The sequence below is a fragment of the Acinetobacter sp. TTH0-4 genome, from assembly GCF_015602665.1.
GTDB lineage: Bacteria > Pseudomonadota > Gammaproteobacteria > Pseudomonadales > Moraxellaceae > Acinetobacter > Acinetobacter albensis.
This window is the reverse complement of the sequence record NZ_CP059079.1, coordinates 1,982,975-2,001,758: the sequence shown is the minus strand read 5'-3', so window position 1 is coordinate 2,001,758 and position 18,784 is coordinate 1,982,975. Positions and strand designations below refer to the sequence as shown.

The 18,784-nt window shown below is 39.8% G+C and carries 16 protein-coding genes; 8 read left to right on the top strand and 8 right to left on the bottom strand.

Going from position 1 to position 18,784, the window contains the following annotated elements; genetic code table 11:
• Positions 1-133 precede the first annotated feature (133 nt).
• The 4 genes from H0S58_RS09340 to H0S58_RS09325 all read left to right on the top strand — a co-directional run bounded on the left by H0S58_RS09340 (position 134) and on the right by H0S58_RS09325 (position 3,065).
• Positions 134-658, top strand: a complete 525-nt coding sequence (locus H0S58_RS09340; RefSeq protein WP_195726365.1) for a hypothetical protein — start codon at positions 134-136, stop codon at positions 656-658.
• Between the two features lie 60 nt (positions 659-718).
• Positions 719-2,035, top strand: a complete 1,317-nt coding sequence (locus tag H0S58_RS09335; protein WP_053579870.1) for a hypothetical protein — start codon at positions 719-721, stop codon at positions 2,033-2,035.
• Positions 2,036-2,118: 83 nt separating this feature from the next.
• Positions 2,119-2,778 carry an adenylate kinase gene (gene adk, locus H0S58_RS09330; protein WP_053579871.1) on the top strand — a complete coding sequence of 220 codons (660 nt, stop codon included), beginning with the start codon at positions 2,119-2,121 and terminating at the stop codon, positions 2,776-2,778.
• Between the two features lie 98 nt (positions 2,779-2,876).
• Positions 2,877-3,065, top strand: coding sequence for a hypothetical protein (locus H0S58_RS09325; RefSeq protein WP_195726364.1), 189 nt, complete (start codon positions 2,877-2,879; stop codon positions 3,063-3,065).
• Here the strand turns inward: H0S58_RS09325 and nth are convergent.
• Together nth and H0S58_RS09315 are read right to left on the bottom strand one after the other, a co-directional pair.
• Positions 3,062-3,775, bottom strand: a complete 714-nt coding sequence (gene nth, locus H0S58_RS09320) for an endonuclease III (protein ID WP_195726363.1) — start codon at positions 3,773-3,775, stop codon at positions 3,062-3,064. The two genes, H0S58_RS09325 and nth, sit on opposite strands and share 4 nt — an antisense overlap.
• 3 nt (positions 3,776-3,778) lie before the next feature.
• Complete coding sequence (locus H0S58_RS09315) at positions 3,779-4,573, bottom strand: RnfABCDGE type electron transport complex subunit B (protein WP_053580316.1); 795 nt, start codon at positions 4,571-4,573, stop codon at positions 3,779-3,781.
• A 345-nt stretch (positions 4,574-4,918) separates the two neighbouring features.
• Between H0S58_RS09315 and gdhA the strand changes: the two genes are divergently transcribed.
• Entirely contained in the window at positions 4,919-6,262 is a 1,344-nt protein-coding gene (gene gdhA, locus H0S58_RS09310) for an NADP-specific glutamate dehydrogenase (protein WP_195726362.1), read from the top strand.
• Positions 6,263-6,338: 76 nt separating this feature from the next.
• Here the strand turns inward: gdhA and H0S58_RS09305 are convergent, their stop codons facing one another.
• The 3 genes from H0S58_RS09305 to rlmH form a co-directional block, all read right to left on the bottom strand.
• Positions 6,339-7,121, bottom strand: a complete 783-nt coding sequence (locus H0S58_RS09305) for a DUF4377 domain-containing protein (RefSeq protein WP_195726361.1) — start codon at positions 7,119-7,121, stop codon at positions 6,339-6,341.
• A gap of 141 nt (positions 7,122-7,262) precedes the next feature.
• A complete protein-coding gene (locus H0S58_RS09300) occupies positions 7,263-8,039 on the bottom strand; it encodes a dioxygenase (RefSeq protein WP_005399833.1) in 777 nt (258 codons plus the stop codon).
• Positions 8,040-8,147: 108 nt separating this feature from the next.
• Positions 8,148-8,630, bottom strand: coding sequence for a 23S rRNA (pseudouridine(1915)-N(3))-methyltransferase RlmH (gene rlmH / locus H0S58_RS09295; RefSeq protein ID WP_195726360.1), 483 nt, complete (start codon positions 8,628-8,630; stop codon positions 8,148-8,150).
• 146 nt (positions 8,631-8,776) lie between these two features.
• Here rlmH and H0S58_RS09290 point away from each other — a divergent pair, with 146 nt between their 5' ends.
• The gene (locus H0S58_RS09290; protein ID WP_195726359.1) at positions 8,777-9,727 is read left to right on the top strand and encodes a M28 family peptidase; all 951 of its coding nucleotides are present in this window, start codon (positions 8,777-8,779) and stop codon (positions 9,725-9,727) included.
• A gap of 225 nt (positions 9,728-9,952) precedes the next feature.
• On the opposite strand, the gene lon is transcribed toward H0S58_RS09290, so the two are convergent.
• The 3 genes from lon to H0S58_RS09275 form a co-directional block, all read right to left on the bottom strand.
• Entirely contained in the window at positions 9,953-12,379 is a 2,427-nt protein-coding gene (gene lon, locus H0S58_RS09285) for an endopeptidase La (RefSeq protein ID WP_195726358.1), read from the bottom strand.
• Between the two features lie 145 nt (positions 12,380-12,524).
• Positions 12,525-13,112, bottom strand: coding sequence for a 5-formyltetrahydrofolate cyclo-ligase (locus tag H0S58_RS09280; protein WP_195726357.1), 588 nt, complete (start codon positions 13,110-13,112; stop codon positions 12,525-12,527).
• A 47-nt stretch (positions 13,113-13,159) separates the two neighbouring features.
• Entirely contained in the window at positions 13,160-13,540 is a 381-nt protein-coding gene (locus H0S58_RS09275) for a MerR family transcriptional regulator (RefSeq protein ID WP_053579880.1), read from the bottom strand.
• Between the two features lie 83 nt (positions 13,541-13,623).
• On the opposite strand from H0S58_RS09275, the gene H0S58_RS09270 reads away from it, so the two are divergent.
• Positions 13,624-16,494: a heavy metal translocating P-type ATPase gene (locus tag H0S58_RS09270; protein WP_195726356.1), complete on the top strand. Its 2,871-nt coding sequence runs from the start codon at positions 13,624-13,626 to the stop codon at positions 16,492-16,494.
• A 550-nt stretch (positions 16,495-17,044) separates the two neighbouring features.
• Positions 17,045-18,745, top strand: a complete 1,701-nt coding sequence (locus tag H0S58_RS09265; RefSeq protein WP_195726355.1) for an NAD-dependent malic enzyme — start codon at positions 17,045-17,047, stop codon at positions 18,743-18,745.
• The last annotated feature ends 39 nt before the right edge of the window (positions 18,746-18,784 follow it).

Sequence of the window (18,784 nt, the reverse complement as noted above, 5' to 3'; positions counted from 1 at the left end):
TGAGCATAGCGTACGCTGATGTTGACCATACAGACACTAAAATTGTAGCCTGCAGTATATAAGAATTCTAATAATTCTGCTAAAGTCAAAATTGAAAATAAAGGATTGTATTAAAATAAAATTAGGGAAAATGATGAAAAAAATTTATTCTTTGTTGGCTTTTTTTATGCTAACAACTACAGCACATGCACAAGATGTTTCAAATCCATATTTACCAGAGGCTAAGCTGACTGCGGAAAGTGCTTCAGAATGGAATGTAGGGGTGGGATTTACCCAAAAAATGCTTCATTTAAATCTGGAATGGATTAACCCTTATGGCATAGCCTATACCAAGGGTGGGGTATTTATGGATGATGATTACACACCAGGTGTTCAGGTGGGTTTTCGTTATCCTTATCATCTGACGGGGAAAGATAAAAACGGGTACTACATTGGTGTTTATGCTGGACATGTAGAAACCAAAAAAGTGGATAATGAAGATAAAGTACGTTTAGGCGGTGGTGTGGATTTATCCTATGTTTTACTAAATTCAGAAAGAATAAGCACTTTTAGTGTAGGAATTGGAGCAGGCGAAGAGTTAACTGAAAAATCAGGTTATGTCGTTGCTGAAACTGAACCAAGACTACAATTCTCATATACTCTCAGTATCGGTTTATAGTAAGAATAGTTTTTTATAATTTAATACTTTGTTATTACACATTTAATATGGATTTCATGCATGTTTGAGTACGTCAACGAATTGTGGCAAACCTTCTTGAATCGCCCTGATTTCTGGGCAGTACTTAGCATTATTCCAGTCACTGCTTTTGTTACTTGGGCGCATGTCTGGATGGCGCTTAAGATGGTATTTTATCCACTTAATTTTTGGGGATTCCATTTAGGCCCTTTACCTGTAGGCTGGCAGGGTATTGTGCCACGTAAAGCAGGTCGTATTTCTGGCATCATTACTGATAATACTTTATCTAAGTTGGGTTCATTGCGTGAATTTTTAGATGCAATGGATCCTGAAGATATGGCAGGCATTATCGGTGAGCAAGTCGGTTTCGAACTTGAACATCTCATTGATGAAATGATGCTTGAACGTAATGCAGTACTTTGGGAAAATCTACCTTATTCGATTAAACGTCGTATTTATGCACAAGCGCACAAGCAGCTTCCTGGCATCTTAAGAGAGTTGGTGACTGAACTGACCATGAACGTCGAGTCACTGGTAGATATGCGTGAAATGGTGGTGAGTCAAATGGAAGGCGACCGCCGTTTAATGGTGAATATGTTCCTGAAAGTGGGACAAAAAGAAATTAATTTCATTTGGCATATTAGTGCATTAATTGGTATGTTTTTTGGTATCTTCCAAATGATTGTTTGGTTTGTCGTGCCATGGCATTGGACAGTTCCATTTTGGGCTGCCATTTGGGGTTTTCTAACAAACTGGATTGCAATCTGGATGGTGTTCAATCCACTTGAACCTCATTATGTGCGTTATCCACAGTTTTTTGAACGTACTCAAGATCGTAAATTTCCGTGGATTAAACCTGTTATTCCTCGTATCGGAACATACAATATTCAAGGTGCATTTATGAAGCGCCAAGATGAGGTGTCTGATGTATTTGCTCGAGTAGTCACAGAAGATTTAATTACCTTAAAATCGATTATGACCGAAATGATGTATGGCGGGAAAAAGAATAAAACACGTCGTATTGTAAAACGTCATATTAATCAAATTATGGAAACTCCTTTGGTGAGAACCTCTTTACAGCTCTCGTTGGGGCCTAAAGAATACGCAAAACTGAAGACTGACTTGATTGATCGTTCGATTGAAATTACGATGGTGCCTGTATGCGATCCCGCATTTAATGCGAGCCGTGCACAAAAAATTTATCAAATGTTTAAAGAGCGTATTTTAGAGTTGACGCCAAGAGAGTTTCAAAATTTATTGCGTCCTGCTTTTCAGGAAGATGAATGGATTTTAATCGTCTTGGGTGGCGTAACTGGATTTATAGCGGGTACAATACATTTGTTTGTGGCTTTTTTATAATTAGATGCTGGCGTGCATGGCGAATAGATCAATTCGGCATGAACAAAGTATCATGTACATTGTTAAAATGAGGATGTTTTTTTATGCGCATTATATTACTCGGACCACCTGGGGCAGGTAAAGGTACACAGGCTCAGTTGATCTGTAAGCGCTACAATGTCCCACAAATTTCAACCGGTGATATGCTCCGTGCTGCAATTCGTGAAGGTACTGAATTAGGTCTCCAAGCTAAAAGCGTGATGGATAACGGTGGTCTTGTATCTGATGAACTCATCATCGGTCTTGTGAAAGAACGTATTGCTCAACCTGATTGTGTAAACGGTTGTATTTTTGATGGTTTCCCACGTACGATTCCACAAGCAGAAGCTTTGGAAAGTGAAGGCATTGTCATTGATCATGTGATTGAGATTGATGTACCTGATGAAGAAATCGTACAACGTCTTTCAGGTCGCCGTCAGCATCCTGCATCAGGTCGTATTTATCATCTTGTTTACAATCCACCAAAAGTAGAAGGTAAAGATGATGAAACGGGTGAAGACTTGGTTCAACGTCCAGATGATTTGGAAGTCACTATTCGTAAGCGTTTAGGTTCATATCATACTGAAACTGAACAATTGGTTGGTTTTTATCAAGGACGCGCAGCCTCTGGTGAAAATGCACCGACCTATGACAAGCTGAATGGTCTTCGTCCAATTGATGAAGTTCAAACAGAGTTGTTTGCAATTTTAGATCAAAGCAAATAATTCTTAGGCCCTCTAGGGCAATGAATGTTTTGACATTAAAAGAGTCCTCCGTCATATTAGGGCTCTTTTAATTTATCTACGATTTAAAGGATAATACTTTGCTGAAAATTGGTTTAATTGTAATGGTCGTTGTGTTTATTATTATTATTTTGGCATTAATTGTTCAAAGTTTTAAGTACTTACGTCAAGTTCAGCAACAAGAAGCCGCAGAAAAGAAAAATAGTCAACCCGAAAGACAATTGCATCCTAAATTGCAGCAATCTCAGAAAGAGAAAGACAAAATTTAACTTTTATCTTCAAGGGTTTTTGTAGTAACAAATTTGGAAGCACCAAATTCAAAACGATCTGGCCACTGACATACATCCGAGACCACGCATTCATTACATTTGGGTTTTCGTGCGATACAGCAATAACGACCGTGTAAAATTAACCAATGATGTGAGTCGAGGATAAATTCTTTAGGGATCACTTTCACCAGTCGTTGTTCTACCTCTAATACATTTTTTCCTACGGCAAGACCTGTCCGATTGCCTACACGAAAAATATGCGTATCGACGGCCATAGTGGCCTGACCAAATGCGGTATTCAGTACGACATTTGCTGTTTTGCGTCCTACACCAGGTAAGGCTTCTAAATCTGCACGATTGTCAGGCACAATGCTGTTGTGCTTTTCGATTAAAATTTTGCAGGCTTTAATGACGTTTTCAGCTTTTGCATTATATAAACCAATCGTCTTGATATATTGTTTTAAACCATCAACGCCTAATGCAAAAATAGTTTCGGGTGTATTGGCCACTGGAAAGAGTTTGTCGGTGGCTTTATTGACGCTGACATCCGTGGCTTGTGCAGACAGTGTAACTGCAACCAAAAGTTCAAATGGATTGGAATAATTTAATTCAGTTTTAGGGTGCGGTCTTTGCTCACGCAAACGCTCAAAAAAGATTTGAATTTGCTTTTTGGTCATGTTTTTTACAGGTTTTGCGCTTGTGGTTAGCATGCTTTAAGCTTCCTGTAACTGATTAAGCTGATGAGTTAAGTCATCTAACAACAGACGTTTTTTCGCATCTTCACGAACACTGAGCTGTTTTTCTAATTTTTTAATTTGGGTACGAATTTTTGCAAGTTCAATGGTGGATTTTGCATCGAGCATTGCAACAGGTTTTGTTTCAGAAGAAGTAGAAATAACGGATTCGACCTGATGATCTTGTGCGAAAAATTCGGTAAATAAAGCAGAATCAATATCTGCACGTACAGTTGGGCCTTTACGAATTGAACGACGATTTTCCTCACGTTGAATATGAGCGTAATAACGATCTCTTAAATCATGCTGCTCTGCAATCCGTATTTCTTCAGTTAAAACTGTATGGTTATCTTCAATCAAATCAATACAGTCTACCGGGCAAGGCGGAATGCAAAGTTCGCAGCCGGTACACAAGTCAGTCAAGATGGTATGCATCAACTTTGCAGAGCCAATAATGGCATCTACTGGGCAAGCACTGATACATTTGGTGCAACCTATACATTCATCTTCACGAATAATAGCCTTCATTCGCTGTGGACGACCATCCAGTTGAATTGGCCACACACTTTCTTCTGCGACTAAGAGTGGGCGATTTAATAACAGTGCCAATGCATCAGCGACAGGCTGCCCCCCTGGTACACATTTATTGGCTAATTCACCTTCACTGATTGCTTTGGCATAAGGTAAACATCCATCTCGATGTCCACATAAACCACATTGGGTTTGGGGAAGCAAAGCATCGATATGATGGATGAGAGCAATTTGCGAATTCATGTAAATAACCAATGCGACTTGAAAACAGGAGAAATAAAGTAGATAAATCCAATATTTTTAATTTTAACATGTTTTGATTGTTTAATCTTGCGCTCGAATTTAGCGCAAATCATGCATTTAAATCGTGCAAAAAAGGATTGTAACTTTAAGGAGAGTCTCAACAAGATCAAGGACTTAAAATGCGTTATAATTGATATAAATATATGTTATTAAATCTTTTTTTTAATTTATTTAAAATAACTGTTGTAGATTGTTTGCAAAAGATATTTAATATTTTGCGCCAAAATTTATCATTTATTGGAAATTTGACCAATTTTAATCCACCTTTCTGCTGAGGATTAAGCGTTGAAATATAACAGCCTTAATGAGTTTCTAGATTACGTCAAATCACGTGATGCACATCAACCTGAATTTCTACAAGCTGTAGAAGAAGTGATGACCAGCCTGTGGCCGTTCATTGAAAAGCATCCAGAATATGCTGCACATGGTTTACTTGAGCGTTTGGTTGAGCCAGAACGTGCCATTCAGTTCCGCGTTTCTTGGGTGGATGACCAAGGTCAGACTCATGTCAATCGTGCTTTCCGTGTTCAGTATAATTCGGCAATTGGTCCATTTAAAGGTGGTATGCGTTTTCATCCATCGGTGAATTTATCGATCCTAAAATTTTTAGGCTTTGAGCAAACCTTTAAAAATGCGTTAACCACACTGCCAATGGGCGGTGGTAAAGGTGGTTCAGACTTTGATCCTAAGGGTAAGTCTGAAGGCGAAATCATGCGTTTCTGCCAAGCGCTAATGATTGAGCTATACCGTCACCTAGGTTCAAATACGGATATCCCTGCAGGTGATATTGGTGTGGGTGGCCGTGAAGTGGGTTATATGGCTGGCATGATGAAGAAACTGAGCAATGACACTTCATCTGTGTTTACGGGTAAAGGTTTAACCTTTGGTGGTTCTTTGGCGCGTCCTGAAGCAACGGGTTACGGTACAGTGTATTTTGCTGAAGAAATGCTGAAAACACGTGGCGACTGCTTCCAAGGCAAAACCGTTACGATTTCTGGCTCTGGTAACGTAGCACAATACGCCGCTGAAAAAGCAATGTACCTAGGTGCAAAAGTCGTTTCATTGTCTGACTCTGCGGGTACAGTATATGTGAAAGCAGGCTTTACCGATGCTTTACTTGCTGAAGTAATGGAACTGAAAAATGTGAAGCGTGGTCGTATTTCTGAGTTTGCATCTAAGCATGGCTTTGAATACTTAGAAGGTCAGCGTCCATGGTCTATTCCATGCGATATTGCACTGCCATGCGCAACCCAAAATGAGTTAGATCAGGCGGATGCTGAAGTACTCCTTGCAAATGGAGTAATTTGCGTGGCTGAAGGGGCAAATATGCCTTCTACCTTAGATGCAGTCGAAAAATTCGTTGAAGCGAAAATTTTATACGCACCAGGTAAAGCATCGAACGCGGGTGGTGTTGCGACCTCTGGCCTAGAAATGTCACAAAATGCTTTGCGTTTGGGTTGGACTTTTGAAGAAGTCGATGAGCGCTTACATGCGATTATGAAAGAAATTCACCGTAACTGTGTGAAATATGGTACGCAAGCAGACGGTACTGTGAACTATGTAAATGGTGCGAATATTGCTGGCTTTGTAAAAGTTGCAGATGCAATGCTAGCTCAAGGTGTATTCTAAGTTTATATGCACTTAGAAAAATCCCAATAAAAAACCGAGGCTTGAGGCCTCGGTTTTTTTCTAGGTCATTGAACGATTACAATGAACCTTTTACTGCTTCACGTTCAATAATCATGTCTTGAACATAAGCATATTTTGATTGGTCAGCCGCAGGGTTGGCAATTTCAAAACGTTTAACACGCACGATTTGACGCTCTTTAGGGTTATGAGTGAAGCCATCGATATGGTTATAGAATAACGTCCAGTCTTTATCGACCTGTGTTTTTACGCCATTTTCAGCATATTTAACTTCACGAACTTGTAGGCATTTCATACGGGCAACACCTGCAGAACATGTTTTAGTTTCAGGTGAAATTTCTAAGAAAACAGTTTCACCTTGGCTTTGATATTTCGATTCAGCAGTTTGCTTACCTGTGAATACAATTTTTTCACCTTTTGCCGATACCACGGTTAGTGTTGGTGCATCAGGATCATTTAGGTTTAAAACAAACGGTGCCTTACGGTTGTCAAATAAATCTGCTGCGACACCTTCTTGAGCCATGGCTTTTGGTTCACATGCCATTTGAGTCGCCATCAGGTTACCCGTCACAATTTGATTATTTTCAACTTTCCAACTAGTCCCCATACCGTTACAACTGGTTGCAATGCCTAAGCGACCTGCTTTTTTGTCAAAGTTTAAAACCAAAGGTTTAGGCGCATCTGCGATGTTCGCGCTCCAATGATAGTTTGCGAGTGTTTGATCTGCATTTTGTTGTTGTAGTACAGACACAGCCAAATCTCCTACTTTTTGAATATCAGATGATTGGCAAGCAGCCAGTGCGAGAGGGAAAAGGGCAATCGCTAAATATTTTAATTTCATGGGTTACAAGTTCTTGATTTAAAATAACAAGATACATGATATCCGATGTTGTTTTTAAAAGAATGGATACATTCAGTTCTTTTGGGTTTCAAAATGCATCCATAAATATTTTTTTGTTAATATATAAGTAAAATTTATACATTAATCAAAACGGTAAATGTCCATGCCCAGTGCACCCATGGTAAAACTACTATGCACAATATTGAAACGATGACCTGTACCCATTGCAAAAAATATTGGGGCAAAGTGTTCTAATGTTGGGTGGTTACGACGGACAAAAGGAATCGATTCCCAGTCTAAAATGGCGTCAAAGTCCTGATGGCTAAGTTTCGCGACGACATGATTACGAAACGTCGACGCCCACTCAGGTACCGCTTGTGACTGACCATGCCAAGACAACTCGGCTAAGTTATGGGTAATACTCCCTGAGCCAATCAGCAAGACCTGCTGTTCGCGTAGTGGCGCAAGGGTTTGTCCAATTTTATAAATCTCCTCTGCCGACAGATTCATCGGGAGTGAAATTTCCACCACAGGAATGTCTGCATCTGGATACATATGGAGTAAAGGCATCCAAACGCCATGATCACGCGGACGGGTACTGTTTGCATGAGCTGAAAAACCCGCTTCTGCCAGTAAATGTAGAATTTCTTCGGCTAAAACAGGCTGACCGGGTGCTGGGTAGCGAATGTCATAAAGCTCAGCAGGAAAGCCTCGAAAGTCATGCCATGTCTCTGGACGGACTCCAGTACTTACTTCAAGTGAGTTACTTTCCCAGTGAGCGGACATAATCACAATTGCTTGTGGTGTCGGTAAGTTTAGACCCAAACGATGTAACGCAGGCCCAACTTGCTCTGGATTCAACGCAAGCATGGGTGAGCCATGAGAAATGAATAAGCCGGGTAGCGTTTGTAAGTTCATTGTGAAAGCCTAATAGGAGAAGATGAAAAGAATTTTGTCAGATTCTTATCATCTGTATAATGGGGGAAATATCAACGTATTGTTCCAAAAAAAGAACAATACTTGAGCTTAACCTGCACGATGATAAGGATGATTATGATTAATACTCATCGCACGGTAGAGTTGTTCAATCAGCATAACGCGAACCATCGGGTGTGGTAAGGTCAGTTTGGATAAAGACCAATGCCATGCAGCAGCTTTACGAACTGCTTCGGAATGGCCATCTGGCCCACCAATAGCCAAAACCACATCATTGCCTTCTAGCATCCAAGCTTTCATGGTTTCAGCCAGTTTTTCGGTACTGAATTCTTTGCCACCGACCTCAAGTGCTATCAAAACTTCATTTTGCTTCACAGCATTTAAAATACTATCTCCCTCAATTTGACGATACTTTAAGATATCTGCTTCTGAATCATTTTTACCGCGCTTTGCCATTGGCAGTTCAATAATCTGCGTTTGCACAAAAGGTTGAATACGTTTGAAATAATCTTCAAAACCAGTCAGTACCCATGCAGGCATTTTTTGACCAATGGTCAGAATACGGATTTTCATAATGGGTCATGTATAACGAGATGATTCATTATAACGGTGAAAGTAAGGCTTTGCAGTGAGACGAAACAAAATGCAATTGAATTCACTGAGCCAATGTTGCTTAATTCAACAGATGAGAGGAATAAGAAACACTTGGAATAATAACAATGTGGCTCAAAACTTTAAAAAAACAGGCTTTTTTGTTGATTGTTGTACTGGGTACTTTCACAGGGCAGGTATTTGCAAGCAACGTCAAAATGGCTGATGAACAAAACCTACAAGTTTATTTGGAGCAAGTGATTGGTCAGGGCAAAGCACGTAACTATAAAAACCTTGATGAACTTAATCGTGTCTCTGCATGGATCAAAGAACAAATGCGCTTATTGGGCGTCCCATGTCACTATCAAAATTTTACTGCCAATCAGCAAATCTACCGAAATGTAGTGTGTAGTTTAAACGTCGGACGGGCAGACCGCGTGATTGTTGGGGCGCATTATGACGTCTTTGGCGATCAGGATGGCGCAGATGACAATGCCTCTGGCGTTGCGGGTGTGATTGAAACGGCGCGTATTTTGGCAGAGCAAAAGTCTAAATTGCCCAACAATGTGGACTTTGTGTTCTATAGTTTAGAAGAACCACCGTTTTCTAAAACTGAACAAATGGGCAGTTATGTGCATGCGAAATCGGTTCAGTCACAAAAAGATAAGATTAAAGGCGTGTATATTTTAGAAATGATTGGTTATTTTGATGAAAACTTGGTACAGGAATATCCAGCTGGTTTGAAATGGGTTTATCCTCAGCACGGTAACTTTATTGCTGCTGTGAGTAATTTACAATCTTACGCATTAGGATCTCAATACTGTCAATCTATGCGAGCGCTGGATCGTTTAGAATGTCAAAGATTTATTGCGCCAGCATTTGTGTCAGGAATGGAGTTTTCAGATCACTTAAATTATTGGAAATTCGGCATACCGTCAATGATGATTACAGATACCGGTTCTTTCCGTAATAAACATTATCACAGCAAAACGGATACCTTAAAAACGCTCAATCTTGCAAAAATGGCAAATGTTGTTGATGGTTTGGTTTATAGTTTACTCACGCCAATTCAACCATAAAAAACGCAGTCCACGAATTAAACATGGGACTGCGGTCAAAAGGTCATCCACCTGGAGATGTAGATGACCATTCGCTTGAGTAAGCAAAAGAAACACTATAAAGCATTTTGTATCTATCTTAATCCATGAAGCTAAGAAGGCATTTATTTAAAACCTAAATACACTATAAATCTATTCAGTCAAAAAAAAGAGAGCCTAAGCTCTCTTTTTTGTATTAAATTCGCATTAATGGCGGGCAGCTTTACCTTCATCAATCGGTTTAACAATAGGATTCTTTGCCAAAGGTTTTGGTATTTCGGTTAAAGCTAAAGGCAAGATTTCATCGATGCTTTTAACTGCTCTAATTTCTAAACCAGCTTTGACGTTATCTGGAATTTCTACCAAGTCACGTACATTTTCCTGAGGAATAAAAACCAGCTTAATTCCACCACGATGTGCCGCAAGCAATTTTTCCTTCAAGCCGCCAATGCGCATGGCACGGCCACCTAGATTAGTTTCACCTGTCATGGCAATATCTGCACGCACTGGAATTCCTGTAAAAGCAGAAACCAAGGCTGTGGTCAGGGCCAAACCAGCAGATGGACCATCTTTGGGGGTGGCACCTTCAGGTAAATGCACGTGAATATCGGTTTCTTCGAATCGTATAGCTTCTATACCCAACGCATCTGCACGGGTACGAACGACAGTCATGGCAGCGGTAATGGATTCTTTCATCACATCACCCAGTGAACCAGTGGTAATGAATTTACCTTTACCTTTTACAGCCGCAACTTCAATAGATAGTAATTCACCGCCGACTGATGTCCAAGCCAAGCCATTCACATGGCCGACCTGTGCTTCTTCTTCTGCCATACCGTAGTCGAATTTATGTACGCCAAGGTATTCATATAGATTTTCAGCAGTCACATCAATATGCAAGTTTTTGGCTTTTTTGCTAACCGCTTCTTTTACCACTTTACGGGCAATTTTTGACACTTCACGTTCAAGACTACGTACACCTGCTTCACGAGTATAGCGACGTACAATGTCACGAATCGCTTCTTCATGAATAGTCAGCTCTTTCGCTCGTAAACCATTGTCCTTAATTGCTTTAGGTACAAGGTAACGATCTGCAATGTTCACTTTCTCTTCTTCGGTATAACCCGGTAAGCGAATAACTTCCATACGGTCAAGTAAAGCTTCAGGAATATTCATGCTGTTTGCAGTACAGATAAACATCACTTCAGATAAATCAAGATCAAGATCTAAATAGTGATCATTAAACTTGCTGTTTTGTGATGGATCAAGGACTTCAAGCAGTGCAGAAGCAGGGTCGCCACGGTAATCTTGTGCCATCTTGTCAATTTCATCAAGGAGGAACAAAGGATTCTTTACACCAACTTTCGTTAAAGATTGCACTACTTTACCTGGCATCGCTCCGATATAAGTCCGGCGATGTCCACGAATTTCTGCTTCGTCGCGTACTCCGCCTAGAGCCATACGCACAAACTCGCGGCCTGTGGCTTTGGCAATCGACTCACCTAGCGAAGTTTTACCGACACCCGGAGGACCGACCAAGCAAAGAATCGGACCTTTAAGTTTTTTCACGCGTGATTGAACCGCTAAATATTCTACAATACGATCTTTCACGTCATCTAAGCCGTAATGATCTGCATCTAGAATTTCTTGTGCTTTGCTTAAGTTAATGCTGACTTTGCTGGCTTTATTCCAAGGCGTATCTAAAATGGCCTCGATATAATTGCGAACAACCGCAGCTTCACTTGAAGCAGGTTGCATTGCTTTTAGCTTACGGAATTCACTTTCAGCTTTTTTACGCACATGTTCAGGCAAATCTGCTTCTTCAAGACGACGCTCAATTTCTGCAACATCATCTTCCGCACCGCCATTCATGTCGGAAAGCTCACGCTGAATAACCTTCATTTTTTCATTGAGGAAATATTCGCGCTGATTTTTTTCCATTTGACGTTTAACTGAGTCATGTAAGGTTTGCTCAATCTGTTGTTCTTCAGATTGTTGCAAGAGATACGTCATGAGTTCAGTCAAATGTGCTTCAAAGTCATCATGTTCTAAGAATTTTTGTTTAACATCAATATTCAAAGGCACACGGGTAGCCACAAAGAATAACAATTGTAATAAATCATCAATTTTATTTGAGGCAGTAATGAGTTCACGTGCATTGCGCAATTTTGCTTCTGCATATTGAGCAAACAAGGTACGTAATTCTTGTACACGTGTTTCTTGTGAATCAGACTCTATGGTGACGGTCATCGGGCTAATGGCATGTTCGGCTGATAAATATTCATCATTATCGATAATTTTAACCAGCTTAGAACGATGTAAGCCTTCGATCAGAACTTTGATGCAATTCTCATCATTTTCATGATTCACAACTTGTACAATTTTCGCAACTGTACCGTATTGATACAAGTTGTCGTGATCAATTTCTTCTGTAAGCGAATCTTGTTGTGCAACGACAAATACGAGATTGTTACTGTTACGAGCCACGTCAACTGCATTGATCGATTTTTCACGACCAACAAATAACGCAATTTGCATGTGTGGATAAACCACCACATCTCGTAGCGCTAAAAGCGGTAATACGCTTGGAACCTGTGTATCTAAGGTTTCTTCATTCATCATAATTTCAGACATGGGCACTCCTAGTGAGTAACAATGGTGTTGCCATATTTTTATAGTGATGGGTATTTCAAAAATTACAAGTGCAGGACAAATGAAAATAGATAAAAAAATGCGAAATTGATCAAGTCACTCTGAGAAGTTGAGCTAAAAAAAGAGTTTAACGATTGAAATATAGATATTTTTTTGGCGTAATGAGGGCGTCTAAAGGTTGATCCCATTTTTCACGAACCAAACGTTGTTGAATAAGTTGAAAGTCATGTGCTATACCCACGCGCAAAGGTTTACAGGATGCACTGGCTAAAGTTTTATCATAAAAACCGCCCCCCATGCCAATGCGAGTTCCATACGGATCGCAGGCAAGTAAAGGCGTAATTAAAAAGTCGAGTGTTGATACATGCAAGCCACGACCTGTCATGGGTTCTTGCATGCCGAGTGGATGATGTGAAAAACGTTTATTGCGATATTGTTGTTGCGTGATGTGTACCCAAACCAATTGTTGATTCATGTTGCAAATCATGGGTAAATAAACCTGTTTATACTGTTTAAAGCAGTATTCAATGATCTGTGTGGTTTGAATTTCACCAAAGGCATGTAAATAAAGCCCTATTTTTTGTGCGTGCTGAAATTGAGAAAGCCGTATTAGTCGGTTTAAAACCTTTTGTTGTGCTTGTTGTTGTTTAAAAAAATCAACTTTTCTACGTTTAAGTCGAAGCTTTGTGCGTAAGAGTTTTAATTCAACTGACATGTTTATTGACCGCTCTATTCATATTTTTTTGTCTTGAATCCAATTTATTAAGCTTTTTTGAGTTCTTTTAAAATTGGGCAACTCGCTGCTTGCGTGGTTTTACATTCATCGACCCAAGTGGCCAAGCGTACTTTAAGGCTATTGAGTTCTTGAATTCTCTGATCAATTTTATTGAGACGTTGTTGAATCACCTGACGGACTTGTTCTCGATCATTTAATTGAAGTTGCAGTAATTCCTGAATTTCACTGAGTTGCAAACCTGCATCTTTGGCTTTTTGAATGAAACTGAGTGTCTCGATATCTTTGTCATTGTAATAACGATAATGCTCTGTGGTTTCAGGCACACGCATTAAGCCGATACGTTGATAGTATCGAATGGTTTCAACATTCAGCTGACAGTGTTTGGCCAGTTTTCCGATGGTGAGCATAAAAATCTCCTCAAATCACTTGACTCCGTACCTAGGTACAGACTTTATGCTAGCACAATTAAATAATGAAATGGGTAAGTCTGATGAGTGAACCAGCTAAATCTTCTTGCTGTACAAAACAAAAATCAAGTCCAGAATGGGTCAGCGTAGATCCTGTCTGTGGGATGAGTGTCACCGATTTGTCTAAACCCAATATTGACTATAAAGGGCAGCGTTATTATTTCTGTTGTAATGGTTGTTTAAATAAATTTGAGCGAGATCCTGAACAATATTTACTGTCAGCTGATGTCAATCAACCGAAAAAAACCGGTTGTGGTTGTGCTGAAAAAGTTAAAATTAAAGAAAGAATGACTTCATGCTGTGCGCCACAAGAGCAACAAGCTGTGGCGCAATCCTCGGGCTGTTGTTCTGGAAATAAACCCAAAACAGCAGTTCAATCCACTGAAACGGTGGTTGATCCCGTTTGTGGTATGCAGGTTAAAACTGATTCTCAATGTCATGGTATTTACCAAGACAAAGACTATTATTTTTGTTCTGAACGCTGTTTAAGCAAATTTAATATTGCACCTGAACAATATGTGGTTTTAAAGACTCAAAGCTCTTCATGCTGTGCTACTTCAACACCACCAGAACCGAAAAAACAGTCATCGTGTTGTGCGGGGGGGCATTCTGCAAATTCTTCAGGACAAACAGAAATAGATCCTGTCTGTGGCATGTCTGTGGAGACATCAACCGATTTAAAAATTGATTATCAAAACAAAACCTATTATTTCTGTAATCCATCTTGTTTGGATAAATTTAAGCAAAATCCTGAATTTTATTTAATTCCACTGGATAAGCGTCCTGTACCAGAAGGTGCGGCGGATATGGATTACACCTGTCCGATGGATCCTGAAATTCTACAAAAAGGCCCCGGAACTTGTCCGATTTGTGGAATGGCTTTAGAGCCAATGCAACCCAACTTGGATGATGCACCAAATCCAGAACTGGTGGATTTTAGCCATCGTTTTTGGATGACTTTGCCTTTGACCTTGATTGTTTTTGTGTTGGCCATGGGGTCGCATATTCATGCTTTTATTCCACAGCATATTCAACCGTGGATTGAATTGGTGCTTTCTATTCCCGTGGTGCTTTGGGCAGCTAAACCGATTATTGAGCGTTGCTGGACATCTTATAAAACACGCAACTTAAACATGTGGAGTCTGATTGGTGTAGGGGTATTAGCGGCCTTTATTTATAGTGTGGTTGCGACCCTTTTTCCATCTCTTATTCCGATGGAAGCCAAAACAGGTCATGGCGTAGCCGTGTATTTTGAAGCGGCGTGTATGATTGTTTCTTTAAGTTTGCTTGGGCAAATGATGGAGCTTAAAGCCCGTGCCAAAACAGCTGATTCATTAAAGTCATTGCTTCGATTGCAATCCAATACTGCAAAACTGGTACAGAATGATCAGGTGGTCGAAGTTGATATTGGCATGGTCAAACAAGGTGATATTCTGCAAATTTCATCGGGTGAGCAAATTCCACTGGATGGCATTGTGGTTGAAGGCAAAACCTATGTTGATGAAGCGATGATGACGGGCGAACCAGTCCCTGTAAAAAAAGAATTGGATGATCCAGTGATTGGCGGAACGATGAATCAGCAGGGTAGTATTCGTATTCAAACCACAGCAGTGGGTGCAAATACCACACTTGCTAAAATGATTCAGACTGTAGCAGAAGCCCAACGCTCTAAAGCGCCGTTACAACGACTTGCCGATGTCTTTGCTCAATATTTTGTCGTTACAGTACTTGCCATTAGTGTACTGACGTTTATTGCGTGGATGGTGTTTGGGAATGCACAATTTGATTTAGCCTTAATGTGTGCTGTTGCTGTACTGATTATTGCCTGCCCTTGTGCACTAGGTTTAGCCACACCCATGTCGGTGATGGCAACCACGGGACGAGCTGCACAAAAAGGTGTACTGTTTAAAGATGCAGAAGCCATTGAAGCTTTAAGTAAAGTAAATACATTGGTGATTGATAAAACAGGAACATTGACTGAAGGCAAGCCAAGCTTAAAAGAAATTCAATTATTGTCCGATCAGGTGACACAAGCTCAGGCTGAACAATGGATTGCCTCTATTGAACAGTATTCAACCCATCCGATTGCACAGACTTTAACGAGATTGGTTGCGGCAACCGAACTGCTTAAAGTCAAGGATTTTGAAGAGGTCACGGGTTTTGGTGTAAAAGGTCACATCAATGATCAAATGCTATATGTCGGCAGTCAAAAGCTACTCAATCAATTGGGTTTAAATTTAAAAGAGTCTGTTCAGGCTCAGTTGCAACAACAACGTGCAAAAGGCAATGTGATTAGTTTCTTGGCCAATGAACAAGAGGTTTTGGCTTATATCTCTATTCATGATGCAGTTAAACCCAATGCTCATCAAGTGATTGCGCAATTGATTGCCGATGGGGTCGAGGTTGTCATGGCAACGGGTGATCATGAACAAAATGCAAAACTTGTGGCAGCAGAACTCGGGATTCTACATGTCTATGGCAACTGTACACCGACTGAAAAACTAGACATTGTAAAAAAATATCAAGCGCAGGGTAAAATGGTTGCTATGGCTGGTGATGGGATCAATGACGCTCCTGCACTTGCTCAAGCCAATATCGGTATTGCCATGGGCAATGGAACAGACATTGCCAAACAGACAGCACAAATTACTTTGGTCAAAGGAGACATTCGAGGTGTTGCGGATGCAATTCACATGGCAAAAGCTGGAGTGAAAAACATGAAACAGAATTTGGCCTTTTCATTTTTCTATAACGGTTTGGGTGTGCCCGTGGCCGCAGGCATTTTCTATCCATTAACAGGGTGGTTATTGACGCCGATGTTGGCTGCTGTTGCCATGTCATTAAGTTCACTTTCAGTGGTGATGAATGCACTACGTTTACAAAAGTCAAAATAGTCTTCAATCATTTTAAGTCACTTCAAATGCGGTGATACCCAAGATGTACATCTTGGGTATTTTTTTAGCGTAAAAATGAGGAACTAAAATCAAGTAAAGCAATTCCTGAATAGATCATCAGGATAAAAATCTCAAATAAATGTTGCAGATGTTGAATAAAAAAGTCTGAGCTGCCATTCAATCTGCTTTTACAGTTTTGATTATTTTATCAAGATTTAAGCTTTTTAAATTTAATGCACTTTAATGGTGCGATTACTATAAATTTAGAAAATGTGTGTAAGTAAATTTTTTACCGCTATACATGACGAATAAAATGATTAAAGCAAGCGAAAAAAAATATTCAAAAGCATCAATTTTTTTATTTATCGAGATATATTGGTTTGAAAAAGCAGATTTTTTTATCTTTATTAGCTTAGAAAATCGTTTGCATATCATTATCAAATTTAAAAATATCGCATTGGGTCAAAATAAGGCTAAGCTACTCACTTATGAAGGTATGAGATATATTTTTCTGTATACCATCTTCATGACAATCGAAATGAGATAGGAAATGACGACAGATAACGTAGCGATTAAACAACCTTTATATATTCCTTATGCAGGAAATACCCTTTTAGAGCTTCCATTATTAAATAAAGGTTCTGCGTTCACTGAACACGAGCGTAGTAAATTTAATTTACACGGTTTAATTCCTCATGTGATCGAAACCATCGAGGAACAAAGTCATCGTTCATATCAGCAATACAGTGCTTTTAATGATGCTATTAATAAACATATTTATTTGCGTAATATTCAAGATACCAATGAAACCTTGTTTTATCACCTCATCGAAAATCATTTAAGTGAAATGATGCCGATTATTTACACTCCAACGGTCGGTGAAGCATGTCAGCAATTTTCGGATATTTATCGCCGTCATCGCGGTATTTTTATTTCGTATCCTGACCGTGATCATATCGAAGAGATATTACATAACGTTAATCGTAAAAACGTCAAAGTCATCGTGATTACAGATGGTGAGCGGATTTTAGGATTGGGTGATCAGGGCATCGGCGGTATGGGTATCCCGATTGGTAAATTGTCTTTATATACTGCATGTGGTGGTATTAGCCCAGCGTATACCTTACCCATTACCCTAGATGTGGGGACAAACAATCAACAGTTACTCAATGATCCTATTTACTTGGGTTGGAATCAGCCACGTATTAGTGGTGATGAATATTACGATTTTGTAGATCATGTGATTGAAGCCATTCAACGTCGTTGGCCTGAAGCATTAATTCAGTTTGAAGATTTTGCGCAAAAAAATGCCCTGCCATTATTGAATAAATATCGTGATAAAATTTGTTGTTTTAATGATGATATTCAAGGCACAGCAGCGGTTTCAGTCGGTAGCTTAATTGCTGCTTCACATGCCGCAGGCAAACAACTTAAAGATCAGACCATTACATTTTTAGGTGCCGGTTCCGCAGGTTGTGGTATTGCAGAACAAATTGTGGCTCAAATGATGGCCGAAGGTTTAACTGAACTAGAGGCACGTGCTCGTGTTTATATGGTCGATCGTTTTGGTTTAATTACTGAAAATCAGCCAAACTTACTCGACTTTCAAAGAAAGCTAGCACAAAAGCCTGAAATTATTGCTGAATGGGGGAATGCCGAAGAAGTCATTTCATTACTCGATGTGGTTAAGAATGCTAAACCAACGGTATTGATCGGTGTTTCAGGACAACCTGGTTTGTTTACAGAAGAAGTAATTCGCACACTGACCGCTAATTGTGAACGCCCAATTGTGTTGCCATTATCGAATCCTACTTCTCGTGTTGAAGCAGTACCTGCTGATATTATTCAGTGGACGGATGGTAAAGCATTAATTGCAACAGGTAGTCCTTTTGCACCTGTCAATTATCAAGGTAAGATTTATAACATTTCTCAGTGTAATAACTCATATATCTTCCCTGGTATTGGTTTAGGTGTCATTGCTTCTGGTGCGACGCGTGTGACTGACAGTATGCTGATGGCATCCAGCAATGCGCTTGCAGCTTGTTCACCGAAATTGACGCATCCTGATGCGGATTTGTTGCCTGATATTGATTCAATTCAGCAAGTTTCAAGAATTATTGCGGTGAAGGTTGCACAAGCAGCAATGCAAGCAGGTGTAGCACCGATTATCAGTGATGAAGCTTTGGAGCAGGCGATCAATGACCATTATTGGAAACCAGAATACCGAAGTTATAAACGGTCTACATTTTAATAGCTAAGTTGTTAATGATTGCCCTAGAAGTCTTGTTTA